Annotated in this window: 14 protein-coding genes; 7 read left to right on the top strand and 7 right to left on the bottom strand. The window is 49.3% G+C overall.

Going from position 1 to position 18,658, the window contains the following annotated elements; translation table 11 throughout:
* Positions 1 to 8: 8 nt before the first annotated feature.
* Positions 9 to 3,104: a bifunctional proline dehydrogenase/L-glutamate gamma-semialdehyde dehydrogenase PutA gene (putA, locus tag B0F88_RS17070; protein WP_104425154.1), complete on the bottom strand. Its 3,096-nt coding sequence runs from the start codon at positions 3,102 to 3,104 to the stop codon at positions 9 to 11.
* Between the two features lie 304 nt (positions 3,105 to 3,408).
* The gene (glnA, locus tag B0F88_RS17065; RefSeq protein ID WP_104425153.1) at positions 3,409 to 4,818 is read right to left on the bottom strand and encodes a glutamate--ammonia ligase; all 1,410 of its coding nucleotides are present in this window, start codon (positions 4,816 to 4,818) and stop codon (positions 3,409 to 3,411) included.
* 321 nt (positions 4,819 to 5,139) lie between these two features.
* On the opposite strand from glnA, the gene B0F88_RS17060 reads away from it, so the two are divergent.
* The 7 genes from B0F88_RS17060 (at position 5,140) to B0F88_RS17030 (ending at position 15,537) form a co-directional block, all read left to right on the top strand.
* Entirely contained in the window at positions 5,140 to 6,501 is a 1,362-nt protein-coding gene (locus tag B0F88_RS17060) for a porin (RefSeq protein WP_104425152.1), read from the top strand.
* Positions 6,502 to 7,311: 810 nt separating this feature from the next.
* Entirely contained in the window at positions 7,312 to 7,650 is a 339-nt protein-coding gene (glnK, locus tag B0F88_RS17055; RefSeq protein ID WP_104425151.1) for a P-II family nitrogen regulator, read from the top strand.
* A gap of 14 nt (positions 7,651 to 7,664) precedes the next feature.
* The gene (locus B0F88_RS17050; protein WP_104425150.1) at positions 7,665 to 9,062 is read left to right on the top strand and encodes an ammonium transporter; all 1,398 of its coding nucleotides are present in this window, start codon (positions 7,665 to 7,667) and stop codon (positions 9,060 to 9,062) included.
* A 208-nt stretch (positions 9,063 to 9,270) separates the two neighbouring features.
* Positions 9,271 to 9,609, top strand: a complete 339-nt coding sequence (locus B0F88_RS17045) for a P-II family nitrogen regulator (protein ID WP_104425149.1) — start codon at positions 9,271 to 9,273, stop codon at positions 9,607 to 9,609.
* A 29-nt stretch (positions 9,610 to 9,638) separates the two neighbouring features.
* On the top strand, positions 9,639 to 10,934 hold the full coding sequence (locus B0F88_RS17040; RefSeq protein WP_104425148.1) for an ammonium transporter: 1,296 nt from the start codon (positions 9,639 to 9,641) through the stop codon (positions 10,932 to 10,934).
* A 372-nt stretch (positions 10,935 to 11,306) separates the two neighbouring features.
* Positions 11,307 to 14,249, top strand: a complete 2,943-nt coding sequence (locus B0F88_RS17035) for a DUF748 domain-containing protein (RefSeq protein ID WP_104425147.1) — start codon at positions 11,307 to 11,309, stop codon at positions 14,247 to 14,249.
* A gap of 109 nt (positions 14,250 to 14,358) precedes the next feature.
* On the top strand, positions 14,359 to 15,537 hold the full coding sequence (locus B0F88_RS17030; protein ID WP_104425146.1) for a BaiN/RdsA family NAD(P)/FAD-dependent oxidoreductase: 1,179 nt from the start codon (positions 14,359 to 14,361) through the stop codon (positions 15,535 to 15,537).
* 142 nt (positions 15,538 to 15,679) lie between these two features.
* Here the strand turns inward: B0F88_RS17030 and B0F88_RS17025 are convergent, their stop codons facing one another.
* From B0F88_RS17025 to B0F88_RS17005, 5 genes are all read right to left on the bottom strand, one after another.
* Positions 15,680 to 16,222: a hypothetical protein gene (locus B0F88_RS17025; RefSeq protein ID WP_104425145.1), complete on the bottom strand. Its 543-nt coding sequence runs from the start codon at positions 16,220 to 16,222 to the stop codon at positions 15,680 to 15,682.
* Between the two features lie 45 nt (positions 16,223 to 16,267).
* Entirely contained in the window at positions 16,268 to 16,495 is a 228-nt protein-coding gene (locus B0F88_RS17020) for a type II toxin-antitoxin system HicA family toxin (RefSeq protein WP_104425144.1), read from the bottom strand.
* Between the two features lie 2 nt (positions 16,496 to 16,497).
* Complete coding sequence (locus B0F88_RS17015) at positions 16,498 to 16,707, bottom strand: type II toxin-antitoxin system HicB family antitoxin (RefSeq protein WP_104425143.1); 210 nt, start codon at positions 16,705 to 16,707, stop codon at positions 16,498 to 16,500.
* 63 nt (positions 16,708 to 16,770) lie between these two features.
* On the bottom strand, positions 16,771 to 17,841 hold the full coding sequence (locus B0F88_RS17010) for a DUF3800 domain-containing protein (RefSeq protein ID WP_104425142.1): 1,071 nt from the start codon (positions 17,839 to 17,841) through the stop codon (positions 16,771 to 16,773).
* Positions 17,842 to 17,975: 134 nt separating this feature from the next.
* Positions 17,976 to 18,437, bottom strand: coding sequence for a hypothetical protein (locus B0F88_RS17005; protein WP_104425141.1), 462 nt, complete (start codon positions 18,435 to 18,437; stop codon positions 17,976 to 17,978).
* Positions 18,438 to 18,658 lie beyond the last annotated feature (221 nt).

Genomic DNA, 18,658 nt, shown 5'->3' with positions numbered 1-18,658 from the left:
CTTACAAATCAGCGTAAATTCTGGGCGAGCAAACCGGCATTGCCGCCTATCGCAGCGGTATTGGTTGTGACGGTCTGCTCGATAACGAAACGACGCAAATAATCGGGGCCGCCGGCTTTCGGGCCGGTGCCGGAAAGCCCCATACCGCCGAAAGGCTGTACGCCGACCACCGCGCCGATCATATTCCGGTTGACATAGATATTGCCGACTTTTACGTTCTGCCGGATGGTATTGACGAAGGTGCCTATCCTGCTGTGTATGCCCAGCGTCAATCCGTAGCCGGTCGCATTGATTGCGCTGATGACTTGGTCGAGTTCCGATTCGCGGTAGCGGATCAGGTGCAACACCGGCCCGAATACTTCCCGGTTTAATTGCGATAACGACCGAAGTTCTATCAGGCTGGGCGGGAAAAAGCCGCCATGTTCCAAACCATCCGACAGCGGCAGCTGGTAAAGCGGTTGCGCCTGGTTTTGCATGGCTTCCAGATGCGCGGCCAATGGCGATAGTGCGGCATGGTCGATGATCGGGCCGATGTCGGTTTGATAGACGCCGGGGTTGCCGACATTTAATTCCTGCATCGCGCCGATCAGCATCGCGATGGTTTTATCGGCTATGTCCTCCTGCACGAATAAAACCCGCAACGCCGAACAACGCTGTCCGGCGCTGTTGAAAGCCGAGGTGACGGCATCCTGCACAAGCTGCTCAAGCAACGCCGAGCTGTCGGCAATCATCGCATTCTGTCCGCCGGTTTCGGCAATCAGCGGCACAATAGTCTGATGGTGCCGGGCCAATTGCAGGTTAATGGACTGCGCCGTCGCGGTGGAGCCGGTGAACACAACACCGGCAACTCGGGGATCGGGAAGCAGGTGCTGTCCAAATACGCTGCCGCTCACCGGCATAAACTGCAACACCGATTCGGGTATACCGGCCTGATGCAATAACCGGATACAGCGCATCGCGGTCAATGCGGTTTGGCTGGCCGGTTTGGCGATAACGGTATTACCGGCGGCAAGCGCCGCGGCTATCTGGCCGATAAAAATCGCGATCGGGAAATTCCACGGGCTGATGCAGACATAGACGCCGCGGCCGTAATGATAGAGCAGGTTTTCCTCGCCGGTAGGGCCGGGCAGTCGGATCGGTTCGCCGAACAAGTCCAACGCGGACTGGGCGTAATAGCGGCAAAAATCGACGGCCTCCCTGACTTCCGCCAACGCGTCTTTAATCGTGCGTCCTCCTTCCCGTACACACAAAGACACCAGTTCCAGACGATGTTCTTCCAGAAGGTCGGCGGCCTGCTTCAAACACCCGGCGCGTTTTGCAACAGGGCAAAGCCGCCAGTCGGCAAATGCCTCGGACGCGCCGCTTAGCGCCTCTTCAATAACTTCCGGTTCCGCGAAAATCACAGATCCGACAATTAATCGGTTATCGTAGGGATTAACGATCAGGCGCTCCTTACCGGAACACGGACTGCCGTTTATTAGCGGCATTGCGGTCCAGTGTTTGGCCGCCAATGCATCCAGATCTTGCTGCAACGATTCCAGCTGCTCGGGGTCGGCCAAATTTAAGCCGGAAGAATTAAGCCGCTCGCCGAACAAATTGCGGGGCAATGCGATTGACGATTGCGTAGACGATGTTGCCGCCGCCACCGGATCGCGAACCAGGTCGGCGACGCTTATATCGGGATGACTGATCTGATTGATGAACGATGTATTGGCGCCGTTTTCCAGCAAGCGCCTGACCAGATAAGGCAGCAGCTGATGATAATCGCCGATCGGCGCATAAACGCGGCACGGAATTCGCCAGTTTTGGATTTCGATGATTTCCCGGTACAGCGGCTCGCCCATGCCGTGCAAACGCTGGAATTCATAACCCGGATGTTGCCGGCCGAATTGATGGACAGCTGCGACGGTATGCGCATTATGGCTGGCGAACTGGGGATAAAATGCATCCGGTTTGGATAGAATAAACTGAGCACAAGCCAGATAAGACAAGTCGGTCGCCGACTTATGGGTGAATACCGGGTAATCGCTCAGGCCGTTTTCCTGCGCCCGTTTTATTTCGCTGTCCCAGTAAGCGCCTTTGACCAGGCGCAACGGGATCTTCTTATGTCGGTATTCGGCTAATCCGGCCAGCCAGAGGAGCACCGGCAGCGCTCTTTTTTGATAGGCCTGCACGGCCAAACCCAGTCCCGGCCAACCATTTAAATCGGGATGGTTAAAAACCGCGGCAAAAATATCGAGCGACATGTCCAGGCGTTCGGACTCTTCCGCATCGACCGTGATCGCAATATTGGCCTCGCGGGCTGTCTGCGCCAGCGCCAGCAGTCTGTCGCTCAATTCCTTGACCGCACGGATATGCTGCAAGGGTTCGTAACGGGGGCATAGCGCCGATAATTTAATCGATATGCCCGGATTGGCGTGAATATCGGCAGAGATTGCATGTCCAGCCAGCGCATTAATAGCCGAGCGATACGCCTTGAGATAATGTTCGGCATCGGCCTGCGTCAACGCCGCTTCCCCGAGCCTATCGAAAGAGTAGCGAAACACGGGGTCCTGTCCGCTGCGGCGAATGGCATTCTGTACGGATTCCGCAAACACGAACTGCAACGCCAGATGCTGCGTGGCCTGCTTTATTGCGGTGCGTATCAATGGCGCTCCGATGCGGGACAACAGTTGTTCGAAGACTTGCGGCCCATGATGCGCAGCCTCCAGGTCCCCGGCAAACAGCAGCGCTTTGGTGGCTAAATTGACCAGCGGGGAGCAGCTATGCTGTATGTGGCTTTGCCAGTCTGCGGCGGTCAGTTTTTCCTGTAAAAACAGGTCTTGGGTGCGGCTGTCGGGAATGCGCAGCAAGGCTTCGGCAATCCCCATTAAAACAACGCCCTCATCAGAATTAAGCCGGTATTCCTGAAGGAAGGCTTCAATCGCGGTCTGCCGATGTTGGTTTTTCCTGACTGCGGTGACCAGCGTTTCTGCGCAGTCGCCGATAGGCGTTGGATCGTAACCGTCCAGTGCAGCTGATAACTCAGGGATGAGCTGTTTCTGATCGGCCAGATAAGCCCGGTTAACGGCTTTTCGTAATTCGGCTAAAGATTGTTGAGTCATAGAGACTAGACCGATAGCAAGTATCTCCAGTCTCTTGGCGGGTAGCTTGTGAAACCGGAATTGGATCAAGGAAGGTGATTTCATTGTTCCATAGCAGGCGCTCAAGTCAATTTCTTTTGTAATTGCGCAATCGTGGGGCTGGTTGGTCCGCTGTTTGTGATCGAAACGGATGAGAGCCGGCTAATGACGGAAATTTTGCCGTCTAATGCGGCTTCAGCGGTCAATTTCAGGCATAAAAAACGCCCCATTAAGGGGCGTTCTGTATTGCAGCAGGGGCGGACGACGTGTATCGTCCCGTCTCTTTTTACAAGCTGTAGTACATATCGTATTCAGCAGGATGTGTGCTCATGCGAACACGGGTCACTTCTTCCATTTTCAGCGCAATAAAGCCGTCAATAGCGTCGTCAGTGAAAACACCGCCGCGAGTCAAGAATTCACGGTCTTTGTCCAGAGCGTCCAATGCTTGGTCGAACGAGTGGCAAACTTGCGGGATGTTGTTCGCTTCTTCGGCAGGCAAGTCGTACAAATCTTTATCCATTGCATCGCCAGGATGGATTTTGTTTTGAATACCGTCCAAGCCGGCCATCATCATGGCTGAGAACGCCAGATAAGGGTTTGCAGTCGAGTCAGGGAAACGAACTTCGATACGACGGCCTTTTGGGTTGTTGACAAAAGGAATACGGATGGAAGCCGAACGGTTGCGTGCGGAGTAAGCCAGCATAACAGGCGCTTCAAAACCGGGAACCAGACGTTTGTAGCTGTTGGTTGATGAGTTGGTGAAAGCGTTCAATGCCTTAGCGTGTTTGATGATGCCGCCGATGTAGAACAGAGCGGTTTCAGACAGGCCGCCGTACAAATCGCCAGTGAACAGGTTAACGCCGTCTTTAGCTAAAGATTGGTGTACGTGCATGCCGCTGCCGTTGTCGCCAACCAGTGGTTTAGGCATGAAAGTGGCTGTTTTGCCGTAGGCGTGTGCAATGTTGGCGACGACATATTTCAATTCCAGAACTTCGTCGGCTTTTTTGACCAGTGTGTTGAACTTCACGCCGATTTCGCACTGACCGGCGGTCGCTACTTCGTGATGGTGAACTTCGGTCGTTTGGCCCATTTCTTCCAGCGTCAAGCACATTGCAGAACGCATGTCTTGGAAAGAATCGACAGGAGGCACGGGGAAATAGCCGCCTTTAACGCCGGGACGGTGGCCGGTGTTGCCGTCTGGATAAACTTTTTCTGAGTTCCAGCCCGCTTCTTCTGAATCGACTTTGTAGAAAGAGCCGCTCATATCGGTGCCCCAACGGACATCGTCAAAGATAAAAAATTCGTTTTCAGGGCCGAAAAACGCTGTGTCTGCAATGCCGGTTGATTTCAGGTAAGCTTCTGCGCGTTTGGCGATAGAGCGTGGGTCGCGTTCGTAACCTTGCATGTTTTTGGGTTCAATGATGTCGCAACGCAAGATCAATGTGTTGTCATCAAAGAATGGATCCATAACCGCTGTGGATGGATCAGGCATTAAGATCATGTCCGATTCGTTGATGTGTTTCCAGCCTGCAACTGAAGAGCCGTCAAACATGTTGCCTTCTTCAAAGGTATCTTCATCGATAGTATGAGCAGGGAATGTTACATGTTGTTCTTTTCCACGGGTGTCACAAAAACGAAAATCGACGAATTTGACGTCGTTTTCTTTGATCAATTTAAGTACTTTTGCTGCAGACATTTATGTTGTCTCCTGGAGATATAGGTTATATGGAATCTGGGTTTTATACCAAGCGGGAGTAACGATACCATTTTTTTTGTTGGATTAGCCACTAAAAAAATAGCCGACAAGACGCGGCGATCTTATTAGTATACTGGGTGCAATTTTTTGCTCTTTTATGGTGCATGATTGGGCGGGTTTGACCGGTAATCGTGCAATTCATTCACGGCTTGTTGCGTTAAAGCCAATAATATTGGCATAAATACAACTGGCATCATCTTTGCTAATATTTTGTCGAGTATCGAATATTGTGCATTGAATGTAATCAACGAGGAGTTATTTATGAAGAACCATTTTACCCCTGATTGTTTTGGGCTGAAGCCGTTAGCGCTGGGTTTGGCGTTAATTTCCGCGATGGGGGCGGCAGAGGCGAAGAGTCTGACAGAAGCAACTACTCTATTGGAAACCGTAGGCGATCCCAATGAAAGCCAGTTCATGAAAAAATGGGGGCTGAAAGTCGGCGGTTGGGCCAATGCCGGTATTACTTATAATGCGGCGAATCCTGACAATAATTTCAACGGCCCGGTGACATTTGGCGACCGTGCCGGCGAAGTGCAGTTGAATCAGTTGAATTTGTTCGTGCAACGGGCTGTGGCTACAGAAGGCGATGCTTGGGATTTCGGCGGACGTTTCGATGCGATGTTCGGAACGGATTCTATTTTCACTCAAGCCTACGGTGTGCCTTCATTTGATGTGAATTCCGGGGTACCTATGAATAGAAGCACATGGGATCTTAACTTTCTCGGTAGCAATGACAATCGTTTTTACGATATTGCGCTTCCGCAAGCTTATGCCGAAGCTTATGCGCCTATCGGTAACGGCTTGAACATCAAGGCCGGTCATTTTTATACGCCGATCGGTTACGAGACGGTTCCTGCGCCCGATAACTTTTTCTACACCCATGCCTACACCATGCAGTATGGCGAACCGTTTACCCATACCGGCGTGATGGGCAATTACACAGTCGATAAAAACTGGGCTGTCATGGGCGGCGCCGTCACCGGCAGCGCGACCGGCGGCTGGGATGGCGGCTGGGACAAACAACTCGGTAACTGGGGCGGCCTCGGCGGCGTCACCTGGACCAGCGATGACAAAGGTACGTCGGCCAATGTCAGCAGCACGTTCAGCGGTACCTCTGAACACAGCAGTCAGGCCTGGGCTTTATACAGCGTGGTGTTGAAACACAACATTACCGACAAAACACATTTGATGATGCAACATGACCACGGTTTCGCCAATGGCATCTTATTGGGTGGCGTTTCTACGGATACCGAATGGTATGGCCTTAACACGCATTTGACCTATGACGTTAAGGATAATCTGACAGCGGGTTTGCGTGGTGAGTGGTTCCGCGATCAAAACGGTTTCAGGGTTTGTTCTCCGGGACGTGTAGCCGCTGCGACCGATAATTCCGGCAATAGTCATGCGATTGGAGGGGCTGCGAATAACAGCACCTGTAACGCCGCCAGCTATTACGCGATTACTGCGGGTATCAACTGGAAGCCGGTGAAATGGCTGAATGTTCGGCCGAACGTCCGCTATGACTGGGTCGATGGTACGACAGCCACAGGTGGCTACCGCCCATTCGGTAATAACAAAGAAGATCAGTTCCTGTTCTCCAGCGATTTTGTAGTCAACTTTTAAATCAATCCGCGCAACAGGGATGTTGCTCGAAACGATAAAAATGCGCCATTAGGGCGCATTTTTTTTGTCCGCACAGGCGACGATAAGCTACGGTAACGCTATTAAAGCCGGCTTAATTCTACGTTGTTAGATTATACGCAAGCTCGTCATGCCCGCCGGGCAATGGGTATCCAATGGTATGGATGGGAAGCTTGAATTCATCCATGGAGCCTGGATTCCGGCACAAATCCGTCTGGAACGGATTTGCATTAACCCGAAGGGTGTCAGGCAGGATAGCCTGACATGAATCCCTGCCGGAATGACGATCCTGGATATGTGTGTTCATTAAATATGACAAAGTAGAATTTAAAAAGCCATGTTTGCCGGATTGATTTCAGCTGCTCATATTTGGGCAATTTGAAGGTGTTGTTTTTTATTGACGCGGTTTCTCTAAAGAGGGCGTTCTCAGGTCAACGGGGCGCGGAACAAATCGCTTTCGTTGATGGGTTCGGCAAGGATCACCGGGAGGCGAAGCCGAAGAGCTCGCCGCGAGCGTAATCAATACTTTAACGTTTCGTGCTGAGCCTGTCGGAGGACTAAAGCGGCGGCCGAAGAGAGAGGCGGTCATACCTTATATATAGTATCGATTAAAAATTAAATCTGCGCGCACTACTTCGGTTCAAGAAATTATTCCAAGAGCCATTATGGTGCGTATTTGGCTTGAATAACGCGAGTGTGGGCCATGCAGGCAAGGCTATTTCCGGCAGCTCAGGCTTGGCACAGTCTATGCTTTATAAAAATCGACAAGTAACTTAACTAGAGGTGTTGTATATGAAACTGATAACCGCAGTTGTTAAACCTTTTAAGCTGGACGATGTCCGCGAGGCGCTTTCAGATATAGGGGTTTCAGGTGTCACTGTAACTGAAGTAAAGGGATTTGGTCGCCAAAAAGGACATACTGAGTTGTATCGGGGTGCAGAGTATGTAGTTGATTTTCTACCCAAAGCCAAAATTGAAGTGGCTGTGGCTGACAATATGCTTGAGCAGGCCGTAGAGGCTATCACCAAAGCGGCCAATACCAGCAAAATAGGTGACGGTAAAATTTTTGTAACCGATTTAGAGCAGGTTGTCCGGATTCGTACCGGGGAAACAGGCGAAGAAGCGCTTTAATATTAGGGGGAACTATGAAACAACTTTTAACTACCTTCATCCTGTTTGCTTTGCTCGGTTATGCAGGATTTTCTTTTGCCGATGCTGCTGTTCCGGTTCCACCTGCCGCCAATAAAGGCGATACGGCGTGGATGATCGTCGCGACCGTGCTGGTTACTCTGATGGTCATACCTGGCTTGGCACTGTTCTACGGCGGCATGGTGCGGGCCAAGAACATGCTGTCCATGTTGATGCAAGTGTTTGTAATCTTCTCGATGATGGCCATCTTGTGGGCGATTTACGGTTACAGCATCGCATTTACCGAAGGTACCGCCTTCTTTGGCGGCTTTAGCAAGATGTTTCTTAAAGGCATAACGCCGGATTCGCTTGCGGCGACTTTCAGTAAAGGCGTCTATGTCCCTGAGTATATTTACGTTGCGTTCCAGTTGACGTTCTCGGCCATTACGCCGGCGCTGATCGTTGGCGCTTTTGCCGAGCGGGTTAAGTTTTCGGCGGTGTTGTTGTTTATGTTCATCTGGTTCACGTTCTCCTACCTGCCGATGGCGCATATGGTTTGGTATTGGACCGGTCCCGATGCTTATACTGACGCTGCGGCTGCTGAAGCGGCCGGCGCAACGGCGGGATTTTTGTTCCAAAAAGGTGCGCTGGATTTCGCCGGCGGCACGGTCGTGCATATCAACGCCGGTATCGCCGGATTGATAGGTTGTTTGATGATAGGCAAACGCATCGGTTACAAAAAGGAATCGTTGGCGCCGCACAGTGTAACCATGACCATGATTGGCGCTTCTTTATTGTGGATCGGCTGGTTTGGCTTTAACGTTGGTTCCGGTCTGGAAGCCAACGGTCTTGCCGGCTTGGTTTTCATAAACACGCTACTGGCCAGCGCGGCCGCGACTCTTGCCTGGGTAGGGGCGGAATGGCTGTTGCGCGGCAAACCCAGCATGTTGGGCGGAGCTTCCGGCGCGGTTGCAGGTCTTGTCGCCATTACGCCGGCTTGCGGCTGGTCAGGCCCGATGGGTGCTATTTTGTTAGGCTTAGTCGCCGGCGCAATTTGTTTCTGGGCGGTAACCAGCCTGAAAAGCGCGCTGGGTTATGACGACTCTCTGGACGCTTTCGGTGTTCACGGTATCGGCGGCATTATCGGTGCGTTGGGTACCGGCATTGTCGCCAGTCCGGCACTGGGCGGCACCGGCGTTTGGGATTATGTTGCCAACGGCGTGGCCGAATACAGCATGATCGGTCAAATCACGAGCCAGGCTTGGGGCGTGGGCGTCTGTATCGTCTGGTCCGCGGTAGTATCCTTTATCGCTTACAAGATCGTGGATATGTCGATCGGGCTTCGCGTTAGCGAAGAAGTTGAGCGTGAAGGGCTTGATATTTCCGAGCATGGAGAAACAGCGTATCACCTTTAGTTTAATGATGAGCTGTACTTAAAAAATAAGTCTTTCGAGAAAAGACGGGCGCTTAATGCGCCCGTTTTTGCGTTTAAAAAACGCCGGTAGGATAGAAAAAACACGTTAGGTTGGCGTTTTTATCCGGTCTATCAATTGTATGTTGATTGATAATTCACTATGATTGCAGCCGATTACCATACTTTTTGCTATCTAATTGAGAGAGAACATGAAATTAATAACAGCGATCATTAAACCGTTCAAAATGGATGATGTCCGAGAAGCATTATCTGAAATTGGCGTTGCCGGCGTTACTGCAACCGAAGTAAAAGGTTTCGGCCGCCAGAAAGGCCACACCGAGTTGTACCGGGGTGCCGAATATGTGGTCGATTTTTTGCCCAAAGTTAAGCTGGAAATTGCTGTCGCCGACGATGTGGTTGATAAAGCCGTCGAGACCATCGTTAACGCAGCCAATACCGGAAAAATCGGTGACGGAAAAATATTTGTATCTAATTTGGAACAAGTCATTCGCATCAGAACGGGTGAAACCGGAGAAGATGCCATATAGACGCCTTATAAAAGGCGCAAGGGAAAAAAATGTTGTTGAGAATAATAAATAGAAGGCTGTTTTTAGGCCTCATGCTGTTACCCGATCTGGCTTTTGCGGATCAATTAAACCAGGCCAATACGGCTTGGGTTTTAACATCGACAGCTCTGGTTTTGTTTATGACCCTACCGGGATTGTCGCTGTTTTATGCCGGATTGGTTAGAAGTAAAAACGTGCTGTCGGTATTAATGCAGTGCTTTGCGATTGCCTGTCTGGTTTCGATGCTTTGGCTGGCCGGGGTTTACAGTTTTATATTCGCCGACGGCGGAGACTGGCAAAAGCTGATCGGCGGCGCTTCAAAAGCGTTTCTGCCGGACATAGCCGTAGCCTCATTGAAAGGCGATATTCCCGAAACAGTTTTCTTCATGTTTCAGATGACCTTTGCGATTATCACCCCAGCGCTGATCGTTGGCGGTTTCGCCGAGCGGATGAAGTTCTCGGCGATGCTGTGGTTTAGCGGCTTATGGTTAATCATGGTTTATCTGCCGATCTGTCACTGGATGTGGGGCGGCGGCTGGTTGGCCGATTTGGGTGCAATGGATTTTGCCGGCGGTATCGTCATTCACGTTAATGCCGGTGTTGCGGCTTTGGTATCCGCGCTGGTATTGGGCAAAAGAAGAGGTTTCCCCAACACGGCCATGCCGCCGCATAACATGACCATGGTGGTTACCGGCGCGGGCATGTTGTGGGTCGGTTGGTTCGGATTTAATGCGGGCAGCGCGTTGACCGCAGACGGCCGCGCCGGGATGGCGATGCTGGTGACGCATATCGGTGCGGCTTCCGGCGCTTTGACCTGGATGTTTATCGAATGGAAACGGTTCAGCAAACCCAGCGTATTGGGCATTGTGACCGGCATGGTCGCAGGACTGGGCACCATCACGCCCGCTTCCGGCTTTGTCGGTCCCGCAGGAGCCTTGGTGATCGGCATTACCGCCGGCGCCGTATGTTTTTACGCGACCCAGTATGTAAAACGCGTCTTGAAAATCGATGATTCGCTGGACGTGTTTTCCGTCCACGGCGTAGGCGGCGTGACCGGCTCATTATTGACCGGCGTTTTTGCGGCAAGCGGCTTGGGCGGTCTTGGTCTGGCCGAGGGCGTTTCAATCATGGACCAGGTCGGCGTTCAGGCCTTGGCAATAGTCGTTACTGCGGCCTGGAGCGGATTATTCAGTTACCTGATTTTGAAATGCCTGGATAAATTGATAGGCCTGCGGGTAACTTCCGATGAGGAAGTGCAGGGTCTGGATACCGTTCTGCACGAAGAGACCGGGTATCTCGATTTATAAGTTTGGTCAATAGCATCCAAAGGCGGCTCCTCAGTATCTGAGAGCCGCCTTTTCTGTTTATAAGAGGGTTGATGCTACATAATGCTTATAACTTATTTTTATTACCATGAAGGACATGAAGATAATGAAGGGAGGAGAATTGAGTGGTTTGTCGACTAAGGTGATTGCCTGCGTAATTGAAGTGCGGAATACACTTGGTTTTGGATTGCTGGAATTGGCCGAGTGTTTTATGAACCGTCTCAATATCACACATGAAGCCAATACAGTCATATCTTCAAGTCCTTCATGCTCTTCATGGTAAAAATAAATGACATTTTTTGGAGTCAGCACCCGTATATAATGGTGCTCAGTTAAAGCGGGCCACCGGGTTTTATGAAAATTCGACATACAGTATCTAAAATCAAAATAGCTGTTTTTATAGTCGCCGGTCTTCTGGGGATTTATGCGGCGCTGGGCTTTTATGTGTTGCCGATGCTGGTCAAATCGAAACTACCGGCATTTGTCGAGCAGGAAACCGGCAGAAAAGCATCGCTGGCAGCGGTTAGTTTCGATCCTTTTTCGCTGCAATTAAGTTTACAGGGATTTGAGCTCCAAGAGCCGGACGGGCAGCCGTTTACCCTCTTCGATGATTTTTATATCGACATCGATGCGCTGCAATCGATCAGCCAGTCGGCTCTGGTTATTGATAAAGTGTCCCTGAACAAGCCGGTTGTCCGTATCGCCAGAGACAAGGGTGGGGCGTTCAATTTTAAAGACCTGTTTAAGAGCAACAACGAAGCCGAGCGGGAGGATACTGCGGTTTTCCCGCTAAACATCGCAAAACTGTCGATAACCGAAGGCAAACTGGACTGGGAAGATGTCCATTTTAACAGTCCCGAAAAGGAGACTGTCTATCCTATCAATCTCAATATTGAAAATTTCACGACCCAGGCGGCGGACAACTCATCCAATTTCGGCTTAACACTGGAATTGAATTCAGGCGGCAAGCTCGATTGGCAAGGTGTTATCGGCCTTAATCCGCTGTCTTCATCAGGGCGTATCAAGCTGGATAACGTGCCGTTGCCGAGAATCCGGGCGCTGGCCTTGCAGGATGTGGTGCAACAGGATTTACAGGGTTATGAGCTGCTCGAAGCCGATTACAAGGCCGATTATGTTGATGATAAATTTAACGTTAGCGTCAATCAGGGCAAATTTGAACTGCGCGATTTTCAGGTTTCAGAAACGGCCCAGGATAAAGCACTGGTTAAAATGCTTAAGTTCGCTGTAACCGGAATCGGTTTCAATCTGGAAAAGCACGAGCTGACGATCGAATCCGTTTCGGCCAATGATGCCGATGTTAAGGCGTGGCTGAATGCTGAAGGTGTTTTAAATTATCAGGCTTTATTGCCGGTTGCTAAAGCAGGCGCAACACCTACCGAACCGGAACAGACGCCGTGGAATATCAAGGTCGGCAACATTGTGCTGGATAATTTCGGGCTTAGCTTTGAGGACCGGACGCTAAAAAAACCGGTTACCCTGACCGCCAAGCCGATCAATCTTAAACTGGAAAATTTCAGCAATACAGCCGGTGCAAGTCTGCCTTTTCAGCTCAACGCCCAGGTTAATGAAACCGGATCTATAAAGCTGGACGGCAACGCCGTTATCGAACCCTTGTCCGCGCAGCTGGCCGTTGATGTCAAAGACATTGCGCTGGAAAATTTCCAGGCTTATGTCGATAAATTCGCCAGACTGGATGTGATCGACGGGACGCTGGCCGTTGACGGCAAGGTCGCTGTCGCCAAATCAGCCGAGGATAAACTGGATATTAAGTTTACCGGCAATAGCCAAATTGCCAGGTTATTAACCCGCGATCAGTTAAAGAACAAGGATTTTGTAAAATGGGAGAACTTGACGCTGAGCGGCATTGATGTTGATTTGACGGCCAATCAATACAGCGCCGAAACGCTGACGATTAATAAACCATATGCCAGAGTCATCATTAAACAGGATAAGACGGTTAATTTCGGCGACATTCTGATAGCCGATAAAAGCGTTCGGAAAGGCAAGCATAACGCTAACGTTCAAGCCGCTAAAAGCGCTCAGGCAAAAATCAGCAAGCCCGAATTTAAACTGGGCAAGATTCAAATCGTAGACGGCTCTTCCGATTTTTCCGACCTGTCGCTGATCTTGCCGTTCTCCGCGCAAATCAAAAGCCTGGACGGCGGCGCAAGCCACATTTCCTCGGATCAAAAATCAACGGTCAAAGTCGATTTGAAGGGGACTGCCTATGATCTGGCGCCGGTCGACGTCAAAGGCGAAATCAGTCCCTATCTTGGCGATTACGATGTGACGGTGAAATTTACCGGCATGCCGATGCCGTTGATTTCATCGTATATGGTGCAATTTGCCGGTTACAAAGTCGAAAAAGGCAAAATGACGCTGGAGCTGAATTACAAGGTTGCCAACAGAGAACTGACGGCATCCAATAATATATTGATTGACAAGTTCGAGTTGGGCGAAAAAGTTGAAAACCCCAACGCCGTGTCATTGCCGCTGGAGCTGGCGGTGGCGTTGATGAAAGATGCCGACGGTAAAATAAAACTGCACGTCCCCATTACCGGCAGCCTGGACGACCCCAAGTTCAGCGTGAGCCATATCGTTGTCGATGCGTTGGTTAATTCAATCGGCAAAGTGATTAGCTCGCCCTTTCGTGCGCTGGCTTCGCTGATAGGCAGCGAGCAGGATTTAAGCACGATCAGCTTTGCTGCGGGCGATGCGGTATTATCCAAGCAACAAATCGGCAAGCTGGATGATTTAGCCAAGGCGTTAAAAACGCGTTCTGTCCTAGACTTGGAAATTAAAGGCGCTGCTTTTCAGGAGCAGGATTGGCCCGAGGTCAGCGACGACGCATTATATGACCAGCTGAAAAGAATAAAAGCCGCCGAGATTAACAAACAGGGCGGCAGAAAAATACGCGCGGAACATGTTGTGATTTCCGACCAGGATTACAGGCGATTGATGGAGCAGCTGTTTGTGGAAAAATTTCCGCTGATGGTGGAAAAATCCTTGCTGGGCGCAACGCGTCTGGTCGGCAGCAAGGCCGACACCAGTACAGACGAGTTTTATGCGGTCGCCAAGCAGAAGCTGTCGGCCATCATTAAACCGGAAGAGCAACGGCTGAAAAGCTTGGCCGCAGAAAGGGCGCAGGCGATTGCCAACTATATCGTGCAAAAAGGCGGCATCGCCAACGAACGGATATTTATACTGGATACGGCGATCGATCCTCAAAGGGAGGGCAACGGGATTGTCAGCTTGTTGTCTTTGAGAGCGGATTGATTCCTCAAACATACGGCGCAATACGCCAATCATCAACCACCAGTTAAAAATGATCTTGTTTTTCCTTTTATTTTTCGCATCGCCGATAACTTCATTCTAATCGAAAACCATGATTGAAACCGATGTCATCATCATAGGCGCAGGCGCATCGGGGTTGATGTGCGCGATTGAGGCGGGCAAGCGCGGCCGCAAAGTGCTGGTTCTGGATCATGCCAACAAGGCCGGAAAAAAAATCCTGATGTCCGGCGGCGGGCGCTGCAATTTCACCAATTATTCGATTGAACCGAGCAACTATATTTCCAGTAATCCGCATTTTTGCAAGTCGGCGCTGAGCCGCTATACCCAGTGGGATTTTCTGGCGTTAATCGGCCAATACCGGATACCTTTTCATGAAAGAGATCACGGGCAGTTGTTTTGCAACGAAAGCGCAAGGGATATTCTCGATATGTTGCTGGCGGAATGCGACAAGGCCGACGTAGTTGTGCAGCTTAATACCCGGATTGATTCAGTCGAACGGCCGGCCGACCGGTTCCATCTTAAAACCAGCAAGGGCAATTTTAGTTGCCGGTCCTTAGTGGTTGCGACAGGCGGCTTGTCGATACCCAAAATGGGCGCGACGCCATTGGGCTACAAAATTGCCGGGAAATTCGGCATTAATGTATTGCCTACCGGCGCCGGGCTGGTTCCGTTTACCTTGCAGCCGGAAGATAAAGAAAAATTCTCGGCATTATCGGGTATCGCCGTGCCTTCAGCGGTCAGCAACAAAAGGCAGAGTTTTAGCGGGAATGTGTTGTTTACGCATCGCGGCCTGAGCGGTCCCGCGATTTTGCAGATTTCATCCTATTGGCGCGCCGGGGAAGAGATTTCGATTAACTTGCTGCCGCAAGTCAATCTGGACGCGGAGCTGAAAGCAAAACGCCAGCAAAAAATCAAAAACAAGTTAAAAACGATTTTGGAAGGCTATTTGCCCAAGCGCCTGATCAGCGCTTTTCTGGATGAAAATTTGCTGGATTTGTCGATTCAGGATGTGTCGGACAAGCAGATCATGCAGGTTGCAAGTCAGCTTAATAACTGGACGATCAAGCCCAACGGCACGGAAGGCTACCGCACCGCCGAAGTGACTGTCGGTGGGATTGACTGCGATGCGGTTTCGTCCAAAACCATGGAAAGCAAGCAGGTGCCGGGGCTTTATTTTATCGGAGAGGTGCTGGATGTGACCGGTTGGCTGGGCGGCTATAATTTTCAATGGGCATGGTCATCGGCTTGGTGTGCGGGGCAATATTGTTAATTTAGTCTCGTATAGGGTATGCCTCCAAGCGGGACGGGGTTTGCAACCCCGGTCATAATGTTTCTGCGATGTCCGGGCTACATGGCGATACTTAACCAACGCCAAACGTTTCGGACGGGCAACATGCCTCGTCCGGCAGGAGTTAAGCATAAAGATTTGATAATTTTACTATCAAACCTTTGTAAATAAATTTATTCCATCCTTTAAATAAAAAATGCATTACCAATAAAATTGCAAAGAATACTGCTGACCATAACAATAATGGCATTTCGGTTTTGCAAATGGCTGCAAATCCCTTGTAAAGAAAGATTGTAATGCCAAGGGGCTGTATCACCAACGCAAAATAGAATGCGGGATGAAACGGCGTTATATCCTTGCCCTTTTCTTTTGCAAACTCTTGCAGCGGTCTAAGATTTTCTTTGCTCGCAAGGCGTGACTCGCATTCATCAACGAAACGAGCAAATAAATTATAGAACCAGTTTTGAACGGCAAGTATTAGCAGGTATAAAAAAGAAATTGCCGCGAGTCCAATAGCCACAACTGGGGACTCTAATATATTGTTTTGAGTGGATAACATACCTACTAAAAATGTAGCGTATCCGCCTAACAGCACCCAGCGCAGATTATCTGCGTGCAGACGATAAGTATTGGCGTTCTGATATATCAATGAATTTGCATCGGACATTTTTATCTCCGCTTATGGGTTAACGTAAAGCTCAGCCGAGTAGCGTTAGGCTTGAAATTTAAGTAACTCTCCAACTGTCAAGCCAATATCTTTAGCGATTTGCCGAAGCAAAATTGGTGAAATATCACGCCCTGCATGAAATGGCACTGTTGTGCATCTACCATCAGGATGACGAAATTGTTTATGTGAACCGCGTTGCCGGATTTCTGTAAATCCTAGTATTTCAAGCAAAGCGACAATTTCGCGAGGTTTAAGAACAGGTATGTTTCCCATGCTTAAGCGACGACTACATTTTGAGTGCCAACAAACTCGGCTTCCAGTATCGGCTCACCATCCTCAAGCAACATTTCAATGACTTCCCGAAGATTTTGATTAAGCTCATCCAATGATTCCGCTTGGCTATGTGCTCCAGTAAATCCAGGAATGAAACCCACATATAAACCAGTGTCGTGACATTTTTCAATAATCGCCGTGTAAACTTTCATATTAACCTAACCTCTTCAACTGGTTATTAGAAACTAAATCATATTTCTCCTTGCTGCGATTTTTTATGAACAGAATTTGGTCATATAGTCAGCCGGATTTATATCATTATCACTGGTTTTCAAATCGTCTGGTACAAAATGTTCTAAATCTCGCGGACCAATAGCTCCAAATACGAAGCGCTCAATTCCGGCATCTTTAAGCTTAATCGCAAACGGATCGTCTTCATTACGAAAGAATGCCGAATAATAATATCTTGTTGCCCCTGCTATTAGGTCGGCAACTTGGAGGGCTGGATATTGTTTTGAGATCCCTGGTCGGATTTCTTTAATCTTTAAAGGAAATTCAAATTTTCTTTGACCGTAACCAATTATCTCAGGTGGAATCGAACTATCCATCATTTTCATAAAAATAGGTTGCGACGCAGTAATAGGTTTTGATTCGTCATAGATAACGATAGGCGGTTCATTTAACTGTTTTCCCCATTCAGTTAGATGGCAAAAGAACGAACTGATAGCAGGATCGATATGATATGTTTTGTCAATACCATTGAGAATGTCATCTATAAAATGCTCCGCATAAATGTAAGGAGCAAGCATAGATTTATGGTCCTCATCTGTGCAATTATCGTATAGCACTTTGGCGCTAGTGAAAAACTTGCTTTTAGATTCATTGGACTGGCTTCTGACCATTTCAACAAAACAGCCCAGAAAATCATTAAATTGCTGTTCTCCACAAAAATGCGGCGTTAAATACCAATGCAAATTCGCTAATACAATATTGCCGCCATTCTTATAAATATCGATTCCATCCCTACGCATAAGCGTTTCTTTTATGATGTCAACAAGCTGAGTGACTGCATTAAAACGCTTATGCACAATCATCGTTTTGACACGTTTTTCAGAGTGTATTGGCGAGCTAACAAAATCCAATATTTTTCTACGTCCTGCTTCACTGCCTTGGAGGCTACGGAATTTAGCTTCGGAAGCTTGATGGGATGAAACCAAGAATAAAAGCCCCGAGCATTCATCTGGATTGTAATCTACTGAGGCAAGCGTAAAGATCGGTTGATTAGCGTCTAATAAATACGCTCCCGTATTATCTGACTCATCGAAGAAAATGGTTGATATTGTCATGAAGAATTACGCCTTGTCGTCTAACGTAAAGGTAAGGGGGCGCCGCTCACGGACGTTAAACGAAGCTGACGAACCCGAATTTATTACAAAACTTCATAACCGCATCAGGGCGGCGCGTCCCTTTGACCGCCATGTTAGGAGCATTTGACTACATACTTCTGAATAGCACGCGGCAAACGGAAAATCTGTGGCCCAATAAAATTTCCTCGGTAATTCCAAAAATCATTGGCGAGTTCATATAACTCCGCTGAGGTGATTTGGCGAGTAGGTACGTTAGGGCGGCCCGATTGCACATAGTCTACTTTTTCAAAACTCGCATAAATTCGTCCATGAATAACTTCATTTCTTCTATCAAATAACGTTACCGCATTTTTCAACGCATCTGGTAAGTTCTTTAATTCATTACTTTCAAGGCTGTGCACAATCTTCGCTGCATGGTCTAACTTTCGGCTAATTGGCCAGCGTTGCTGTTTTACCTCGAAAGGCTCGACTGGATCAAGGAGTCTAAGGATGTCATCAATGTCTTCTTCTACCCACGCCGAATACATAGATACGAAGCCCAACCCTCTCACAATGTCACCATCATCTTTCAGCATAAGAAGTGCATCCTAACGTGACGGTAAGGGGCGCGCCGCTAACGAACGCGAAACGAAGCCGCCGAACCTTGATAAAAAACTGAACTTCAAAACCGCCAACGGGCGGCGCGTCCCTTTGACCGCTGTGTTGGACGAAGCCGCTACCGCGGAGAACACCCCGCTGAACAGCCCCCGATAAAACAATTAAAATTTAACCTCAAGCCCTCATCAGAGGGATCGTT

The organism is Methylobacter tundripaludum, assembly GCF_002934365.1.
GTDB lineage: Bacteria > Pseudomonadota > Gammaproteobacteria > Methylococcales > Methylomonadaceae > Methylobacter_A > Methylobacter_A tundripaludum_A.
The sequence above is the reverse complement of the archived record's forward strand: the minus strand, read 5'-3'. Positions and strand labels throughout refer to the sequence as shown.

Bases quoted from the DNA above. Each gene is read 5' to 3' on its own strand.
- putA (WP_104425154.1), bottom strand. From the start codon at position 3,104: ATGACTCAACAATCTTTAGCCGAATTACGAAAAGCCGTTAACCGGGCT.
- glnA (WP_104425153.1), bottom strand. From the start codon at position 4,818: ATGTCTGCAGCAAAAGTACTTAAATTGATCAAAGAAAACGACGTCAAA.
- B0F88_RS17060 (WP_104425152.1), top strand. From the start codon at position 5,140: ATGAAGAACCATTTTACCCCTGATTGTTTTGGGCTGAAGCCGTTAGCG.
- glnK (WP_104425151.1), top strand. From the start codon at position 7,312: ATGAAACTGATAACCGCAGTTGTTAAACCTTTTAAGCTGGACGATGTC.
- B0F88_RS17050 (WP_104425150.1), top strand. From the start codon at position 7,665: ATGAAACAACTTTTAACTACCTTCATCCTGTTTGCTTTGCTCGGTTAT.
- B0F88_RS17045 (WP_104425149.1), top strand. From the start codon at position 9,271: ATGAAATTAATAACAGCGATCATTAAACCGTTCAAAATGGATGATGTC.
- B0F88_RS17040 (WP_104425148.1), top strand. From the start codon at position 9,639: ATGTTGTTGAGAATAATAAATAGAAGGCTGTTTTTAGGCCTCATGCTG.
- B0F88_RS17035 (WP_104425147.1), top strand. From the start codon at position 11,307: ATGAAAATTCGACATACAGTATCTAAAATCAAAATAGCTGTTTTTATA.
- B0F88_RS17030 (WP_104425146.1), top strand. From the start codon at position 14,359: ATGATTGAAACCGATGTCATCATCATAGGCGCAGGCGCATCGGGGTTG.
- B0F88_RS17025 (WP_104425145.1), bottom strand. From the start codon at position 16,222: ATGTCCGATGCAAATTCATTGATATATCAGAACGCCAATACTTATCGT.
- B0F88_RS17020 (WP_104425144.1), bottom strand. From the start codon at position 16,495: ATGGGAAACATACCTGTTCTTAAACCTCGCGAAATTGTCGCTTTGCTT.
- B0F88_RS17015 (WP_104425143.1), bottom strand. From the start codon at position 16,707: ATGAAAGTTTACACGGCGATTATTGAAAAATGTCACGACACTGGTTTA.
- B0F88_RS17010 (WP_104425142.1), bottom strand. From the start codon at position 17,841: ATGACAATATCAACCATTTTCTTCGATGAGTCAGATAATACGGGAGCG.
- B0F88_RS17005 (WP_104425141.1), bottom strand. From the start codon at position 18,437: ATGCTGAAAGATGATGGTGACATTGTGAGAGGGTTGGGCTTCGTATCT.